The following is an 18,072-nucleotide window of genomic DNA, read 5'->3' as shown; positions in this document are numbered from 1 at the left end:
GCACAGCCCGACCCATCCCTACGCCACCGCCATGGCGGTGCGGGACGGCGTCGTGGCGTGGCTGGGCAGCGATGACATCGGCCGCAGCCTGTTCCCGACGGCGGACATCGAGGACCTGGACGGCGGTTTCGTGGCGCCTGGCTTCGTCGACAGCCACATCCACCTGACCGCCACCGGCCTGACGCTGAGCGGGCTGGACCTGCGCACGGCGGGTTCGCGCGCGCAGTGCATCCAGATGGTCGCCGACTACGCGGCCGCCCACCCCGGCCGGCCGGTGTGGGGACACGGCTGGGACGAATCGTCGTGGCCGGAGAACGCCGCGCCCGCGACCGCCGACCTGGACGCTGTCCTCGGGGACCGGCCCGCCTATTTGTCCAGGGTGGACGTCCACTCCGCGCTGGCCTCGACCGGACTGCGCCGGCTGGCCGCCGACCTGCCGGCGGCGCCGGGCTTCAGCCCCGACGGTCCGCTCAGCGGCGACGCCCACCACCTGGTCCGCGCCGTCGCGCGCGGCCTGATGACCCCCGAGCAACTCGCCGAGGCCCGTGGGGCCGCCCTGCGGGCGGCCGCGGCGGCCGGCATCGTCGCGGTGCACGAATGCGCCGGACCCGAGATCGGCGGGCTGGACGACTGGCTGCAGCTGCGGGCGCAGGAAAACGGCGTCGAGGTGACCGGCTATTGGGGCGAGGCGGTGACCACCCCCGCCCGGGCGCGCACGCTCATCGAGGAGACCGGCGCCCGCGGGCTGGCCGGCGACCTCTTCGTCGACGGCGCACTCGGGTCGCGCACCGCCTGGCTGCACGAGCCGTACGCCGACGCCGAGGACCGGCGCGGCACCTGCTACCTCGACCCCGACCTCATCGAGGCGCACGTGCGGGCGTGCACCGAGGCGCGGGTGACCGCGGGCTTTCATGTCATCGGCGACGCCGCCGTCACGGCGGTGGTCGCGGCCTTCGAACGGGTCGTCGCGCGGCTCGGGTCGGTGGCCGTCGCCCGGTGCGGGCACCGCCTCGAGCACCTCGAGATGGTGACCGCCGAGCAGGCCAACCGGCTGGGGCAGTGGGGCGTCATCGCGAGCGTGCAACCCAACTTCGACGCGCTGTGGGGCGGCGCCGACGGCATGTACGCGCGGCGTCTGGGCGCCGAGCGAGGCAGTCAGCTCAACCCGCTCGCGCTGTTAGCATCCCAAGGCGTGCCCCTCGCGCTAGGTACCGACGCACCGGTAACGGGCCTCGACCCGTGGGCGAGCGTGCGCGCGGCGGTCAACCATCACACCCCCGGCAGCGCGGTGTCCGCGCGGGCCGCCTTCGCCGCCGCGACCCGCGGCGGCTGGCGGGCCGCCGGGGTGCACGACGGCAAGACCGGGACCCTGGTGCCCGGCGCGCCGGCCTCCTACGCCGTCTGGGACGCCGGGGCCCTGGACGTCCACGCGCCCCGCGACGCCGTTCAGCGCTGGTCGACCGACCCGCGCGCCCGGGTGCCGGCCCTGCCCCGCCTGGGCCCGACCGACGCCTTGCCGCGGTGCCGGCGGACCGTGCATCGGGGCGCTGTCATCCATGGCTAGGGACGACGACCCCGTGGACGATCTCGGCGCAACTCGCGATAGCGACCCGATCAGCGACGAAGCGGAATCGGAACGCGACGACGAGCCCGCCGCCGTCGAGCCAGGGCCCGAAACCGACACTTCCGACGCCGGAGCCCGGCCGACCGCGGCCCGTCTGCAAGCCGTGCCGGGCCGGCTGGGCGCGGCGGTGCTCGCGCGGCTGCCCGCCGTCCGGGCCGCCATGCGGCCGCGGCTGGCCCGGCTGGGGTGCGCCACCGCGGGCGGTGTGCTGCTGTTCACCAGCTTCCCCTCCCTGAACTGGTGGTGGGCCGCGGTCGTCGCGTCCGCGCTGCTGGCCTGGGTGCTCAAACACCCCGCGACCACGCCGGCGGGCGGTCTGGGCTACGGGTTCTTGTTCGGGCTGGCCTTCTATCTGCCGCTGCTGCCCTGGATCAGCACCCTCGTCGGCGCCGTGCCCTGGGCGGTGTTGGCGATGACATGCGCGCTGTTCCCCGCCCTGTTCGGGCTGTGCGCCGTGCTGGTGCGCGGGTTGCCGGGCTGGCCCGTCTGGTTCGCCCTGGTGTGGACCGCCCAGGAGTGGCTGAAATCCACCCTGCCGTTTGGCGGCTTCCCCTGGGGCGTGGTGGCATTCGGCCAGGCGCAGGGCCCCTTCCTGCCGCTGGCGAAGCTCGGCGGCGCCGCGCTGCTCTCCCTGGCGATCGTGCTGATCGGCTTCAGCGCGACCGCCATCGCAATCGAGATCGTGGAGTGGTGGCACGCCGGCCGTCGGGCGCGAAGCGGCGACCAACCGCCGAACGCCGATGCGGCACCGCCGGCGGTGGTCCTGCCGGGCGTCTGCATATGCCTCGTGTTGTTCGCGTCGGTCATCGTCTGGCCGCAGGTGCGGCACGCCGGCACCGGGTCGGGCGGCGAGCCCTCGGTCACCGTCGCGGCGGTGCAGGGCAACGTGCCGCGGCTGGGCCTCGACTTCAACGCGCAACGCCGGGCGGTGCTCGACAACCACGTCCACGAGACGCTGCGGCTGGCGGAGGACGTGCGCTCCGGGCAGGCGCCGCAACCGCAATTCGTCATCTGGCCGGAAGACTCCTCGGACATCGATCCGCTGGCCAATGTCGACGCCGCGCTGGAGATATCGCAGGCCGCGACCGCGATCGGCGCCCCGATCCTCATCGGCACCGTGTCCGAACTGCCCGGCAGCCCGCCGGACAACCCGCAATACACCAACACGATGATCGTGTGGAACCCGTCAACCGGCCCCGCGGACCGGCACGACAAGGAGATCGTGCAACCGTTCGGCGAATACCTGCCGATGCCCTGGCTGTTTCGGCATCTCTCCGGCTATGCCAACCGCGCCGGGAACATGGTGCCCCGGCCGGGCAGCGACGTCGTGCACATCGCCGGGGTGCCGGTCGGGGTCGCCACCTGCTGGGAAGTGATCTTCGACCGGGTGCCGCGCAAGGCGGTGCTCAACGGTGCCCAGTTGCTGGCCGTGCCGAGCAACAACGCCACCTTCAACAAGACGATGAGCGAACAGCAGCTGGGATTCGCCAAGGTGCGCGCGGTCGAGCACGACCGATACGTGGTGGTCGCCGGCACCACGGGCATCAGCGCGGTGATCGCGCCGGACGGCGCCGAACTGGTGCGCACGGACTTCTTCCAGCCCGACTACCTGGACATCCAGGTGCGGCTGAAGACCAAACTGACGCCGGCGACGCGGTGGGGCCCGCTGCTGCAGTGGCTCCTGGTCGCGGCGGCCGGAGCGGCCATCCTGGCCGGGATACGGCACAATAGATGGTTCCCGCGTCCCATTCGTCAGAGGTCCGAGGCCCCGGACGAATCCCCGAACGGCGGTGCGCCCGCGGGCGACAGCCCGCCCGACGAGGCCGACTCAGCCAGTCCGCCCGAGGAGGGCGGGGACCAGACGCCGCCGGACACCGACGGTGACTACACTCCGCCCCACGAGGGCGGCCGACGACCGTCGCGCCATTCCGGCCGACACAGAGGAGCTACATGACCACCGGCCAGCCGGCGCCCCGGGTCCCGGGGAGCCGTCCCAGCGAACGCGTCCTGGTGATCATCCCCACCTACAACGAGCGGGAGAACCTGCCGGTGATCCACCGGCGGCTGAAGGACGCCTGCCCCCACGTGCACCTGCTCATCGTCGACGACAGCAGCCCGGACGGCACGGGCGAGCTCGCCGAGGAACTGGCGGCCGCCGATGCCGGTCGCACCCACGTGATGCACCGCACCGCCAAGGACGGGCTGGGTGCCGCCTACCTGGCGGGCTTCGCCTGGGGGCTGAGCCGCGACTACTCGGTGCTGGTCGAAATGGACGCCGACGGCAGCCACGCCCCCGAGCAGCTGCACCTGCTGCTGGACGCCGTCGACGCCGGAGCCGATCTGGCCATCGGTTCCCGCTACGTGGAGGGCGGGGCGGTGCGAAATTGGCCGTGGCGGCGCTGGGCGCTGTCGTGGACGGCCAACACCTATGCGCGGCTCGCGCTGGGTATCGGTGTGCATGACATCACCGCCGGTTACCGCGCCTACCGCCGCGAGGTCCTCGAGGCGATCGGGCTCGATGCGGTCGATTCCAAGGGCTACTGCTTCCAGATCGACCTGACCTGGCGCACCGTCTGCGGCGGGTTCGTCATCGCCGAGGTGCCCATCACCTTCACCGAACGCGAGCTCGGCGTCTCCAAGATGAGCGGATCCAACATCCGCGAGGCGCTGGTCAAGGTGACCCGCTGGGGCATCGAGGGCCGCAGGACCCGCGCCGGCAGCCAGCGCGCCGACAACCGCACCTAAGCGGCCGGGCTCAGCCCCGGCGGCGGGTGCGGATGATTTCGAGCCGCTCCTTGAGCAGCTCTTCGAGTTCTTCGACGCTGCGACGCTCGAGCAACATGTCCCAGTGCGTGCGCGGCGGCTTCACCTTCTTGGGCTCGGGCAGGTCGCCCTCGATCAGGGTGCCTTCCATGCCGTTGCGGCACAGCCAGGTGCCGGGGATCTCGGCGTCGTCGGCGAAGGGGACCTCGAACTCCTCGCCGTTGTCGGTGCGGTACCGCGCGATCTGGCGCGGCGCGAGGTCGTGGTTGCGGTCGGTCTCGTAGCTCACGGCTCCGAGGCGACTGCCCCTAAGAACGCGATCAGCCATGTTGCTACTCCTCTGGGTCCTCTGAGCTGTCGGGCAAGTATGTCCGTTCGGCAAACGTTGCGGCGCTCCGCGTAGTTCCCGCGATGGGCCGCCGGCGTACGCGACGCGGCCTTCAATGATACCGGGATCGCCGCGCAATCCCGATAAAGTCGGCAGGCGTGAGCCGTCGCACCCACCCGCAGCCGTGCCGCTGGTGCGGTCGAGACGTGTCCGACGCCGGGATGGGACGGCGCCGCCAGTACTGCCGGCAGTCGTGCCGGCAGCGGGCATACGAACAGCGCGCCTCGCTGACGCGGGGCGGCGGCGGGGCCGGCCTGGCGCTACCCGCCGACGCGATCGTGCTGTCGGCCGACGACGCGGCCGACCTGTCGGACCGGGTCTACCAGGTGCGGTGCGCCGCGGAAGACGTCGCCACCGCCCTGGAAGAGGGGGCCCCGGCGACCGAACTGCGAGAATTGTGCGACGTGCTGATCAGCGCCGCCCGGGCCGCCGACGGCTGGCGCCGGGCGGGTGTCTGACCGCTCTGACCACCAGCGATGCTCAGCCGGGTACAGTCGCGCCATGGACGGCGCGTCAGTTGTACCGCGGTGCACTCGGGTCCGGGCAGGCCACGAGACCCGCGGGCGCTGCGGCGCGTCGCGCGCGCCAAAGACGGTCCTCCTGTAGCAGCCGGGAGCATCGGACGTTTTGAAATCCCGTCGGAGTTGGCCATACTCACCAGCGACATTCTTGGGCCGGAGAGCAGCACGACTTCGCATCGTGCAGCAATTTCCGTGACTCGGCGAGAGTCGCATCGGGGCAGCTGACGGCCAAGTTAGGCGAGAGGTAGTGATGGTGGATCAACTCCAGCATGCGACCGAAGCGCTGCGCAAAGCGCTGGTCCAGGTCGAGCGCCTGAAACGCACCAACCGTGCGCTGCTGGAGCGGTCGAGCGAGCCGATCGCGATCGTCGGCATGTCCTGCCGGTTCCCCGGCGGAGTAGAGACCCCAGAAGACCTGTGGCAGATGGTCGCCGACGGCCGCGACGTCATCACCGAATTCCCCACCGATCGCGGCTGGGACCTGGCGAGCCTGTTCGACCCGGACCCCGACGCCCGCCATAAGACGTACGCACAGACCGGCGGTTTCGTGGACGGTGTCGCCGACTTCGATCCGGCGTTCTTCGGCATCGCGCCGAGCGAGGCGCTCGCCATGGATCCGCAGCACCGGATGCTGCTGGAGCTGTCCTGGGAGGCCCTGGAGCGGGCCGGGATCGATCCGAGCGGCCTGCGGGGCAGCGCCACCGGCGTGTTCGCCGGCCTCATCGTCCAGGGCTACGGCATGCTCGCCGAGGAGATCGAGGGCTACCGCCTGACCGGCATGACCTCCAGCGTCGCTTCGGGCCGGGTGTCGTACGTGCTGGGGCTGGAGGGCCCGGCGGTCTCGGTGGACACCGCTTGCTCGTCGTCGCTGGTGGCGTTGCACATGGCGGTGCAGTCGCTGCGCTCGGGCGAGTGCGATCTGGCGCTTGCCGGGGGCGCGACCGTCAACGCCACCCCGACCGTGTTCGTCGAGTTCAGTCGCCACCGCGGGCTGGCCCCGGACGGCCGCTGCAAGGCCTACGCCGGAGCGGCCGACGGCGTCGGTTGGTCGGAGGGCGGCGCGATGCTGGTCGTCGAACGACTCTCGGATGCGCGGCGGCTGGGCCATCCGGTGCTGGCGGTGGTGCGCGGCTCGGCGGTCAACCAGGACGGTGCGTCGAACGGGTTGACCGCGCCCAACGGTCCGTCGCAGCAGCGGGTGGTGCGCGCGGCGCTGGCCAACGCCGGCTTGTCGCCGGCCGACGTCGACGTCGTCGAGGGCCATGGCACGGGCACCACGCTGGGTGACCCCATCGAGGCCCAGGCGCTGTTGGCGACCTACGGCCAGGATCGCCCCGAGCCGCTGTGGCTGGGTTCGATCAAGTCGAACATGGGTCACACCCAGGCCGCTGCGGGCGTGGCCGGGGTGATCAAGATGGTCCAAGCCATGCGCCACGAGATGTTGCCTGCCACATTGCATGTCGACGCGCCCAGCCCGCACGTGGATTGGTCGGCGGGATCGGTGTCACTGCTGACCGAGGCGCAACCCTGGGCGGCCGAACGGCCGCGTAGGGCCGGCGTGTCGTCGTTCGGCATCAGCGGCACCAACGCGCACGTGATCGTCGAGGCGGCGCCAGCGCCCGAGCCGCCGGAGGACCGCCCGAAGCCGGCGGTGGTGCCGTGGGTGGTGTCGGCGAAGTCGTTGTCGGCGTTGAGGTCTCAGGCCGCCCGGCTGGCTGGACACGTTCGCGGCCACGAGGAGCTCGAGGTCGCCGACGTGGCTTGGACGCTGGCCGGCCGCGCGACCTTCGAGCATCGGGCCGTCGTCGTCGGTGGCGACCGGGACCGATTGCTGGCCGGGCTGGACGAATTGGCCGGCTCCGAAATGGCGGACCTAACCGGTTCGGTGATCCAGGGCTCCGCGGTGCCGGCGGGCAAGAACGTCTTCGTGTTCCCCGGCCAGGGTTCGCAGTGGCTGGGCATGGGCGTCGAATTGCTGAACGCCGCACCGATATTCGCCCAGCAGATCGATGCGTGCGCCGAAGCGTTCTCGGAATTCGTCGACTGGTCGCTGATCGACGTCCTGCGCGGCGCACCCGGGGCCCCGGGTATGGACCGCGTGGACGTGGTGCAGCCGGTGCTGTTCGCCGTGATGGTCTCGCTGGCCGAACTGTGGAAGTCGGTCGGGGTTAGCCCGGACGCGGTGATCGGCCATTCGCAGGGTGAGATCGCCGCGGCGTATGTCGCCGGCGCCCTGTCGCTGCGCGATGCGGCCCGGGTGGTCACGCTGCGCAGCCAACTGCTGCGATCGCTGGCCCACTCCGGGGGCATGCTGTCGATCGCGTGCAGCACCGATCGCGCGCGGGAACTGTTGGCGCCCTACGGCAATCGCGTCAGCATCGCCGCCGTCAACGGCCGCTCCGCGGTGGTGGTATCGGGTGACGTGGCGGCCCTCGACGAGCTCGTCGGGTTCTGCGCCGACCTGGAGCTGCGCACCCGACGGATCGACGTGGACTACGCGTCGCACTCGGTCGAGGTCGAGGCCATCCGTGACGAGCTGGCCGAGGCCCTGGCCGGTATCGAGCCGCGTTCCTCGCGCATCGCCTTCTTCTCCACAGTGACCGGAAATCGTTTGGACACGGCCGGTTTGGACGCCGCCTACTGGTATCGCAACATCCGGCAGACCGTGCAGTTCGACCAGGCGGTGCGCGCCGCATGCGAGCACGGCTACCGCACCTTCATCGAGTCCAGCCCGCATCCCGCGCTGATCGCCGGTGTCGAAGACACCGCCAACGACTGCCTGAAAAACGCCGCCGGTGACTCCGAGGCCATCGTGGTTCCCACCCTGGGCCGCGACGACGGCGGACTCGGGCGGTTCCTGACGTCGGCCGCCGTCGCGTTCGCCGCGGGCGTCAGCGTGAGTTGGCGCGGCGTGTTGACCGGCGCGAGCTTCGTGGAGCTGCCGACGTACGCCTTTGACCGGCGCAGGTTTTGGCTGTCCGGCGAGGGCATCGGGGCGGACGCCGCGGGCCTGGGGCTGGGGACCAGCGAGCACGCCTTGCTCAGCGCGGTCGTGGAGCTGCCGGCCTCGGACGGGGTGCTGCTGACGGGTCGGCTGTCGCCGAGCCTGCAGGGCTGGCTGGCCGATCACGCCGTCTCCGGTGCCGCGGTGTTCCCGGGCGCGGGCTTCGTCGAGCTGGCGATCCGGGCCGGCGACGAAGTCGGTTGTCCGGTGGTGGACGAGTTGACGCTGCAGGCGCCCCTGATGCTGTCCGCCTCGAGTTCGGTTGCCGTACAGGTGGTTGTCGGCGCCGGCGACGAATCGGGCCGGCGCGCCGTGTCGGTGTTTTCCCGCGCCGACGCCGGTTCGGGATGGGTATGCCACGCCGAAGGCATGCTGAGCTCCCGGTCGATCGAGGCCGCCGCCGACCTGTCGGTGTGGCCGCCCGAGGGTGCGGTCGCGGTGGACCTGGCCGACGGCTACGACCAGTTGGCGGCGCACGGATACGGTTACGGCCCGGCGTTTCGGGGGCTGACGGCGACGTGGATCCGCGGCCACGAAGTGTTCGCCGAAGTGCAGCTGCCGGACGCGGCGGGAGGCGTCAGCGGGTTCGGCGTCCACCCGGCATTGCTCGACGCGGCAATGCACGCCGTCATCATGGCCCAGCAGGCGGCGGGCCGGCCCGTCGATGTGATGTTGCCGTTCTCGTGGCAGGATGTCTCGCTGCATGCCGCGGGCGCGACCGCGGTCCGCGCGCGGATCGCGCCCACCGCCCGGCAGGGCGGCGGGGGCACCACCGCGATCTCGATCGAGCTCGCCGACGGGCTGGGCTTGCCGGTGTTGACGGTCGGTGCAATGGTTGCCCGTCCGGTCAGCGAGCGCCAGCTGCGCGCGGCGGTGTCGAGCTCGGGTCCCGAGCGACTCTTCGAGGTCGCCTGGTCGCCTTCGGCCGCCCCGGCCGCCACCGACCCGGCGCCCTCCTACGAGATCGTGGAATCCGTTGTCACCGACCAGGATCCCGTCACCGCGAGCTACCAGCGCACCCACGAGGCGCTCAGCGCGGTGCAAGCCTGGTTGGCCGAGCGCGACTCCGGGGTGTTGATCGTTGCGACCCGCGGCGCGGTGGGATTGGCGGGCGAGGACGTCAGCGACCTGGCCGGCTCGGCCGTATGGGGCCTGGTGCGCTCGGCGCAAACGGAACACCCGGGCCGCATCGTCCTGGTGGATTGCGATGTGCCGCTGGATGATCAGGTGGCGGCGTCGGTGCTCGCGGCCGGCGAGCCGCAGGTACTGTTGCGCGGCGGCCAGCTTTACACCCCACGCGTGCGGCCCAGCCGCGCAGCCGACGACCTTCTGGTGCCCCCGGCCGAGGGACCCTGGCGACTGGGCATCAGCAGCGCCGGCACCTTCGAAAACCTAAGGCTGGAGCCGGTTCCCAACGCCGCCGCGCCGTTGGAGCCGGGCCAGGTCCGCGTCGCGCTGCGCGCCATCGCCGCCAACTTCCGCGACATCATGATCACCCTGGGCATGTTCACCCACGACGCGCTGCTCGGCGGTGAGGGCGCCGGCGTGGTCACGGAAGTCGGCCCGGGCGTCACCGATTTCGCGGTCGGCGACTCGGTGTACGGGTTCTTCCCCGACGGCAGCGGCACGCTGGTCGCCGGCGATGTGCGCCTGCTGCAGCCGATGCCGGCTGATTGGTCGTACGCCGAAGCCGCCGCCATCTCGGCCGTCTTCACCACCGCGTACATGGCCTTCGTGCACCTGGCCCAGGTCAAGCCGGGGCAGCGGGTGCTGGTGCACGCCGCCGCCGGCGGTGTGGGCATGGCCGCCGTTCAGTTGGGCCGGCACCTCGGCCTCGAGATCTTCGCGACGGCCAGCCGGGGCAAGTGGGACACGTTGCGGGCCATGGGTTTCGACGACGACCACATCTCGGATTCCCGCAGCCTGGAATTCGAGGACAAATTCCGCGCGGTGACCGGTGGCCGCGGCATGGACGTGGTGCTGGATTCGCTGGCAGGCGATTTCGTGGATGCCTCGCTGCGGCTGGTGGCCCCCGACGGCATGTTCCTGGAGATGGGCAAGACCGACATCCGCGATCCCGGTGTGATCGCGCAGGAGTATCCGGGCGTGCGCTACCGCGCCTTCGACCTCTTCGAGCCCGGCCGGCCGCGGATGCACCAGTGGATGATCGAGCTGGCCGGTCTTTTCGACGCCGGCGTGCTGCGGCCACTGCCGGTGACCACCTTCGACATTCGGCGCGCTCGGGCGGCGTTGCGATACCTGAGCCAGGCCCGCCACATCGGCAAGGTCGTCATGACGCTTCCCGTCCCGTGGACCGCGGGCACCGTGCTGATCACCGGCGGGACCGGAATGGCGGGTTCGACGCTCGCCCGGCACCTGGTGACCGAACACGGGGTGCAGAACCTGGTGTTGCTGAGCCGCAGCGGCTCCGCCGCGGCCGGGTCGGCCGAGTTGGTCGCCGAGTTGGAGCGCGCCGGCGCCCGTGCGCGGGTGGTCGCGTGCGACGCCGCCGACCGCGAGGCGCTGGCCGCCGTGCTCGCCGAGATACCGGCGAGCCACCCGCTGACCGGGGTCATCCATGCCGCCGGCGTCCTCGACGACGCGGTCGTCACCTCGTTGACTCCGGAACGCGTGGATGCGGTGTTGCGCGCCAAGGTGAATGCCGCCTGGAACCTGCACGAGCTCACCCGCGGTCTCGACCTTTCGGTGTTCGTCATGTTCTCGTCGATGGCCGGCCTCGTCGGGTCGTCGGGGCAAGCCAACTATGCGGCGGCCAACTCCTTCCTCGACGGACTCGCCGCGCATCGGCGGGCCCACGGGCTGCCGGCCATCTCGCTGGGATGGGGGCTGTGGGATCAGGCCAGCGCGATGACCGGCGGGCTGGACGCCGCCGACCTCGCGCGGCTGGGTCGCGACGGCATCCTGGCGTTGTCGTCGGACGAGGCGATGGAATTGTTCGACACCGCGGTGATCCTCGACGAGCCGTTCCTGGCCCCCGCCCGCATCGACCTGAACGCGCTGCGCGCGCACGCCGCCGCGGTGCCACCCATGTTCGCCGACCTGGTCAACGCGCCCGCGCGGCGCCAGGTCGACGACTCGCTCGCGGCCGCCAAGTCGAAATCGGCTCTGGCCCACCGCCTGCACGGGCTGCCCGAGGCAGAACAGCAGGCCGTGCTGCTGGGCCTGGTGCGCTCGCACATTGCCACCGTCTTGGGCAACACCACGCCGGAGGCGATCGACCCGGACAAGGCGTTCCAGGACCTGGGCTTCGACTCGCTGACCGCGGTCGAAATGCGCAACCGGCTGAAAACCGCCACCGGGCTTGCGCTTTCACCCACCCTCATCTTCGACTACCCGACGCCCAACGGCCTGGCGGGCTACATCCGCGGCGAACTCGCCGGGGTGCCGCGGGAGATTGCGCCCGCCCCGGTCGCCCGCCAGGTCGGCGACGACCCGATCGTGATCGTCGGCATGTCCTGCCACTATCCGGGCGGGGTGAATTCCCCCGACGACCTGTGGCAGATGCTTGTCGATCGCCGCGACGTGCTCTCGGAGTTCCCCACCGACCGTGGCTGGGACCTGGCCGGCATCTACAGCCCGGATCCCGACGTCCCGGGCACCTGCTACACCCGCACCGGCGGCTTTGTGGACGGCGTCGCGGACTTCGACCCGGCGTTCTTCGGCATCGCGCCCAGCGAGGCGCTGGCGATGGACCCGCAGCAGCGGATGTTCCTGGAGCTGTCCTGGGAAGCGTTGGAGCGGGCCGGAATTGACCCCGCCGCGTTGCGGGGCAGCGCGACCGGAATGTTCGCCGGCGTGTACACCCAGGGCTACGGCATGGGGGCCGCCCCGGCCGCCGAGGGCTTCCGCCTGACCGGGCAGTCGTCGAGCGTGGCGTCGGGACGGGTGTCATACGTGCTGGGGCTGGAGGGCCCCGCGGTGTCGGTCGACACGGCGTGCTCGTCGTCCTTGGTGGCGCTGCACATGGCGGCGCAGTCGCTGCGCTCGGGCGAGTGCGACCTGGCGCTTGCGGGTGGCGTCACCGTCAACGCCACACCTGACATCTTCGTGGAGTTCAGCCGCATGCGGGGGTTGTCCGCCGATGGCCGGTGCAAGGCGTACGCGGGGGCAGCCGACGGCACCGGGTTCTCCGAGGGCGGCGGAATGCTTGTCCTGGAACGCCTGTCGGACGCGCAGCGGCTGGGCCACCCGGTGCTGGCGGTGGTGCGCGGTTCGGCGATCAACTCCGACGGCGCATCCAACGGCCTGACCGCCCCCAACGGCCCGTCCCAGCAACGTGTGGTCCGTGCGGCGCTGGCCAACGCCGGGTTGTCCGCGGCCGAGGTCGACGCGGTCGAGGGCCACGGCACGGGCACCACGTTGGGTGATCCCATCGAGGCCCAGGCGTTGCTGGCCACCTACGGGCAGGACCGCGCCGAGCCGCTGCTGTTGGGATCGATCAAGTCGAACATGGGTCACACCCAGGCCGCCGCAGGCGTGGCCGGTGTCATCAAGATGGTGCTGGCGATGCGCCACGACCTACTGCCGGCCACCCTGCACGTCGACGAGCCCAGCCCGCACGTCGACTGGTCGGCGGGATCGGTGTCGCTGCTGACCGAACACCGGGCCTGGCCGGCTATTCGCCCGCGCCTCGCCGGCGTGTCGTCGTTCGGAATCAGCGGCACCAATGCCCACGTCATCATCGAGGCCGCACCCGTCCAGGACGCACCCGCCGCCGACCGTGAGCGGCCGCCGGTGTTGCCGTGGGCGATCTCGGCAAAGTCGCTGCCCGCGTTGAGCTCTCAAGCCGATCGGCTGGCCGCGCACCTGCGCGGGCACGGCGAGCTCGACATCGCCGATGTGGCATGGTCGCTGGCGCGCCGCTCCCACTTCGAACATCGGGCCGTGGTCGTCGGTGGCGACCGCGGGCAGCTGATGGCGGGCCTGGACGAGGTGGCGACCGGTCAAGTCGTTTCGGTCGTTCAGGGGACGGCGACGCCCGGCGGCAAGACCGTCTTCGTCTTCCCCGGCCAGGGCGCCCAAATGCTCGGTATGGGAAGGGGTTTGCACGACGCGTACCCAGTGTTCGCCGAGGCGTTCGACAGCGTCGTGGCGGAGCTGGACCGGCATCTGTTGCGGCCCCTGCGCGACGTCATGTGGGGAGCCGACGAAAACGTCCTGAACACCACCGAATTCGCGCAGCCGGCGTTGTTCGCGGTGGAAGTCGCCCTGTTCCGGCTGCTCGAATCCTGGGGCATTCGCCCCGACTTCGTGCTCGGCCACTCGATCGGGGAGTTGGCCGCCGCGCACGTCGCCGGTGTCCTGTCGCTACAGAATGCGGCGGTGTTGGTCGCCGCCCGGGGCCGCTTCATGCAAGCCCTGCCCGAGGGCGGGGCGATGGTCGCCGTCCAGGCCACCGAGGAGGAAGTGCGCCCGCTGCTCGTGCCAGAGGTCGGCATCGCCGCGGTCAACGGGCCCGCGTCCGTGGTCATTTCGGGCGCCGAGGACGCAGTGAGCGCGATCGCGGACCAACTCCGCGCCGACGGCCGCCGCGTCCATCGGTTGGCGGTGTCGCACGCGTTCCACTCGCCGTTGATGGAACCGATGATCGACGAGTTCGGCACGGTCGCCGCCGGGCTCGCCGTCGGCAAACCGACGATACCGATCGTGTCGAACGTGACCGGGCAGCTGGCGGCCGACGATTTCGCCTCGCCCGCCTACTGGAAGCGGCACATTCGCGAAGCGGTGCGGTTCGCCGACAGCGTCCGCTACGTGCACGCGGCCGGTGGCAACCGCTTCTTCGAGGTCGGCCCCGGCGGTGGACTGACGGCTTCGATCGAGGAGACGCTTCCGGACGCGCCGGTGATCACCATGTCGGCGCTGCGCAAGGACCGCCCGGAACCGGTGACGCTGACCAACGCGGTCGCGCGGGGGTTCGTAGCCGGGATGGACGTAAATTGGCGCGCCGTGGTCGGCGACGCCCATTTCGTGGAGCTGCCCACCTATGCCTTCGAGCGCCGCAGGTTCTGGCTCTCCGGTGACGGCGCGACGGTTGACGCCGCGGGGCTGGGCCTGGCGCCCGGCGAGCACGCGCTGCTCGGCGCGGTGGTCGAGCTGCCGGCATCCGGTGGAGTGGTGCTGACCGGCCGGTTGTCGCCCGGCGCACAGGGCTGGTTGGCCGACCACGCCGTCGGCGGCGTGGTGCTGTTCCCCGGCGCGGGATTCGTCGAGCTGGCCATCCGCGCCGGCGACGAGGTGGGCTGCGGAATTGTCGACGAACTGAATCTGGCTGCGCCGCTGGTGCTTCCGGACTCGGGCTCGGTTGCGGTCCAGGTCGTGGTCGGCGGCGCCGATGACTCGGGTGCCCGCGCGGTGTCGGTGTTCTCGCGTGGCGATGCGGGTGCGGGTTGGTCGTTGCACGCCGAGGGTGTGCTGCGGCCCGGGTCGGTGCAGCCGAGCGCCGACCTGTCGGCGTGGCCGCCGTTGGGTGCCACCCCGGTGGACATCGGCGACGGCTATCAGCTGCTGGCCGAGCGCGGGTATGGGTACGGGCCCGCGTTCCGTGGCCTCACCTCCATGTGGCGCCGCGGCGACGAGGTGTTCGCGGAAGTGACCCTGCCCGCCGACGCGGGGGTGTCCGCCGCCGGATTCGGCGTCCACCCGGCGATGCTCGATGCCGCGCTGCACGCGGTGATCTTGGCGTCGGGCGGCGACGAGCTCCCCGAAGGTTCGATGCTGGTGCCGTTCTCCTGGCAGCAGGTCTCCCTGCACGCCGCGGGCGCGACGGCGGTGCGGGCGCGGATCGTGCCGGTGAGTGAGTCGGCCGTGTCGATCGAACTCGCCGACGGGCTGGGCCTGCCCGTGCTCTCGGTGGCGTCGATGGTGGCCCGACCCGTGACCGATCAGCAGCTGCTGGCGGCGGTGTCCAGCTCGGGCCCCGACCGCCTCTTCGAGGTCATCTGGTCGGCGCAACGGTCGACCTCGGTGCAGCCGGTCTCGGTCTCGCGCTGGGGCGCAACGGAATCGGACAACTTCGAAGCACAACCGTCGGCGGTCGTGTTCGAGTCGGTGCCGGTGGCGACCGACGTCGTCGCCGACGTCTACGCGGCCACGCGTGCGGTGCTGCCGGTGCTGCAGTCCTGGCTGGCCCGCGACGGGGCGGGCACCTTGGTGGTGGCGACCCGCGGCGCGATGGCGTTGCCGGGGGAGGACGTCACCGACCTGGCGGGCGCGGCGGTGTGGGGACTGGTGCGCTCGGCGCAGACCGAACACCCCGGCCGGATCGTGCTGGTGGACACCGACGGCGCCCTGGACGAGGAGTCGGTCGCCGCGGCTCTGTCGGTCGGCGAGCCGCAGGTATTGCTGCGCGGCGGGGCGGTATACACCGCCCGGGTGCATGGCAGTCGCGCCGTCGGCGGCCTGCTGGTGCCGCCGGGTGACGAGCCGTGGCGGCTCGGCATGAGCAGCCCCGGCACGTTCGAGAATCTACGGCTGGAGCGCATTCCCGACGCCGACGCCCCGCTGGCGCCGGGACAGGTCCGGGTCGCGGTCTCGGCCCTGGCCGCGAACTTCCGCGACGTGATGATCGCGCTCGGGTTGTATCCCGACCCCGACGCCGTCATGGGCATCGAGGCCTCCGGCGTCGTCATCGAAACCGCCTCGGAGGATGGACGTTTCGCGGTCGGTGACCGCGTCATGGGACTGTTCCCCGATGGCACGGGCACGATCGCCAGGACCGACCACCGGCTGCTGGCCAAGATGCCGGTCGGCTGGTCGCACACGGCCGCCGCGACGACCACGGTGGTTTTCGCCACCGCCTTCTATGCCCTGGTTGATCTGGCCGCGGCCAAGCGCGGCCAGCGGGTGCTGGTGCACGCCGCCGCCGGCGGCGTGGGGATGGCCGCGGTGCAGTTGGCCCGCCACCTCGGCCTGGAGGTCTTCGCCACCGCCAGCCGCGGCAAGTGGGACACCCTGCGGGCCATGGGCTTTGACGACGACCACATCTCGGACTCCCGCAGCCTGGAATTCGAGGACAAGTTCCGCGCCGTCACCGGCGGGCGTGGCGTGGACCTCGTGCTGGACTCGCTGTCCGGCGACTTCGTCGATGCCTCCCTGCGCCTCGTCGCCCCGGGCGGCGTGTTCCTGGAGATGGGCAAGACCGACATGCGCGCACCCGAGGCGGTCGCCGAGGCGCACCCGGGGGTGCGCTACCGCGCCTTCGATCTGTTCGAGGCCGGCCCGGACCGCATCGCCGAGATCCTCGACGAGCTGACCGCGTTGTTCGCCGATGACGTGCTGCGGCCGTTGCCGGTGACCAGGTTTGACGTACGACGGGCGGCGGCGGCGCTGCGGTATCTGAGCCAGGCCCGCCACGTGGGCAAGGTCGTGATGACTGTGCCAACGGCGCCAGGTGGTGCCCTGGGGGCCGGCACGGTGTTGATCACCGGGGCCACGGGAATGGCGGGTTCGGCGTTGGCCCGCCACGTGGTGAGCCACCACGACGCGCGCAACTTGGTGTTGGTGAGCCGGCGCGGCCTGGACGCGCCGGGCGCCGCGGAGTTGACGACCGAACTGACGGCCGCCGGTGCCGAGGTGCACGTGGTGGCCTGCGATGCCGCCGACGGCGAGGCGCTGGCGAAGGTGATCGCCGATATCCCAGTGCACCGGCCGCTTTCGGGGGTGATCCACGCGGCCGGTGTGCTCGACGACGCGGTGATTTCCTCGCTCACCCCCGAACGGGTGGAGGCGGTGTTGCGGGCCAAGGTCGACGCGGCGTGGAACCTGCACGAGCTGACCCGCGACCTGGATATCTCTGCGTTCGTGATGTTCTCGTCGATGGCGGGGCTGGCGGGAGCGTCGGGCCAGGCCAACTACGCGGCGGCAAACTCGTTCCTGGACGGGCTGGCCGTGCACCGGCGGATGCATGGCCTGCCGGCGATGTCGCTGGCCTGGGGCCTGTGGGATCAGGCCAGCGCCATGACCGGTGCGCTCGGGGCGGCCGATCGCGCCCGCTTCGGCCGCGACGGCATTGTCGCGATGTCCTCCGACGAGGCGCTGGAACTCATGGACACCGCGCTCATCGTCGACGAGCCGTTCCTGTTGCCCGCCCACATCGACCTCGCCGCCCTGCGGGTCAAGTTCGACAACGGGACGTTGCCGCCGATGTTCGTCGATCTGATCAACGCGCCGACCCGGCGCCAGGTCGACGATTCGCTCGCCGCGGCGAAATCGAAATCGGCTCTGCTGCAACGCCTCGAAGGACTGCCCGAGGACGAGCAGCAGGCGGTGCTGCTGGACCTGGTGCGGGCCAACATCGCCACCGTGCTCGGCAGCTCCAGCCCCGAGTCCATCGACCCGGACCGCGCGTTCCAGGAGCTGGGCTTCGATTCGCTCACCGCGGTCGAGATGCGCAACCGCCTCAAATCCGCCACCGGCCTGGCGCTGTCGCCCACGCTGATCTTCGACTACCCGAACTCCGCCGCGCTGGCCGGTTACATGCACTCCGAACTCGTCGGCACGGCCGAGCAACGGGGTCCGGCCGCCGCGCCGGGGGAGGCGGAGATTCAGCGCGCTGTGGGGTCCATTCCGGTCAAGCGCCTGCGACAGGCCGGGGTGCTGGAGCTGTTGCTCGCGTTGGCGAACGAAGCCGACGGCGGTCGTGTCGACGGACAGGCACCGGCCGACGCCGCGACCTCGGAGAAGGACATCGCGGACATGGACCTCGAGGATCTCCTCAACGCCGCGCTGATGGACGACGACGAATAGCCATGAG

The 18,072-nt window shown here is 71.4% G+C and carries 4 protein-coding genes and 1 pseudogene; 4 read left to right on the top strand and 1 reads right to left on the bottom strand.

Features of this window, described 5'->3' with window-relative positions; all coding sequences use genetic code 11:
• The first annotated feature begins 31 nt into the window (after nt 1–31).
• The gene (locus WU80_RS03045; protein WP_055399502.1) at nt 32–1,564 is read left to right on the top strand and encodes an amidohydrolase; all 1,533 of its coding nucleotides are present in this window, start codon (nt 32–34) and stop codon (nt 1,562–1,564) included.
• Between the two features lie 220 nt (nt 1,565–1,784).
• Nucleotides 1,785–4,369 (top strand): annotated as a pseudogene (lnt, locus tag WU80_RS03040) (apolipoprotein N-acyltransferase).
• Between the two features lie 10 nt (nt 4,370–4,379).
• Here lnt and rbpA read toward each other — a convergent pair.
• On the bottom strand, nt 4,380–4,715 hold the full coding sequence (gene rbpA, locus WU80_RS03030) for an RNA polymerase-binding protein RbpA (protein WP_055399451.1): 336 nt from the start codon (nt 4,713–4,715) through the stop codon (nt 4,380–4,382).
• Nucleotides 4,716–4,873: 158 nt separating this feature from the next.
• On the opposite strand from rbpA, the gene WU80_RS03025 reads away from it, so the two are divergent.
• A complete protein-coding gene (locus tag WU80_RS03025; protein ID WP_082459704.1) occupies nt 4,874–5,233 on the top strand; it encodes a hypothetical protein in 360 nt (119 codons plus the stop codon).
• Between the two features lie 313 nt (nt 5,234–5,546).
• Complete coding sequence (locus WU80_RS03020) at nt 5,547–18,065, top strand: type I polyketide synthase (protein WP_055399453.1); 12,519 nt, start codon at nt 5,547–5,549, stop codon at nt 18,063–18,065.
• The last annotated feature ends 7 nt before the right edge of the window (nt 18,066–18,072 follow it).

It is taken from the genome of Mycobacterium sp. UM_11, from assembly GCF_001414075.1.
Taxonomy (GTDB): domain Bacteria; phylum Actinomycetota; class Actinomycetes; order Mycobacteriales; family Mycobacteriaceae; genus Mycobacterium.
The sequence above is the reverse complement of the archived record's forward strand: the minus strand, read 5'-3'. Positions and strand labels throughout refer to the sequence as shown.

Bases quoted from the DNA above. Each gene is read 5' to 3' on its own strand.
- rbpA (WP_055399451.1), bottom strand. From the start codon at position 4,715: ATGGCTGATCGCGTTCTTAGGGGCAGTCGCCTCGGAGCCGTGAGCTAC.
- WU80_RS03045 (WP_055399502.1), top strand. From the start codon at position 32: ATGGCGGTGCGGGACGGCGTCGTGGCGTGGCTGGGCAGCGATGACATC.
- WU80_RS03020 (WP_055399453.1), top strand. From the start codon at position 5,547: ATGGTGGATCAACTCCAGCATGCGACCGAAGCGCTGCGCAAAGCGCTG.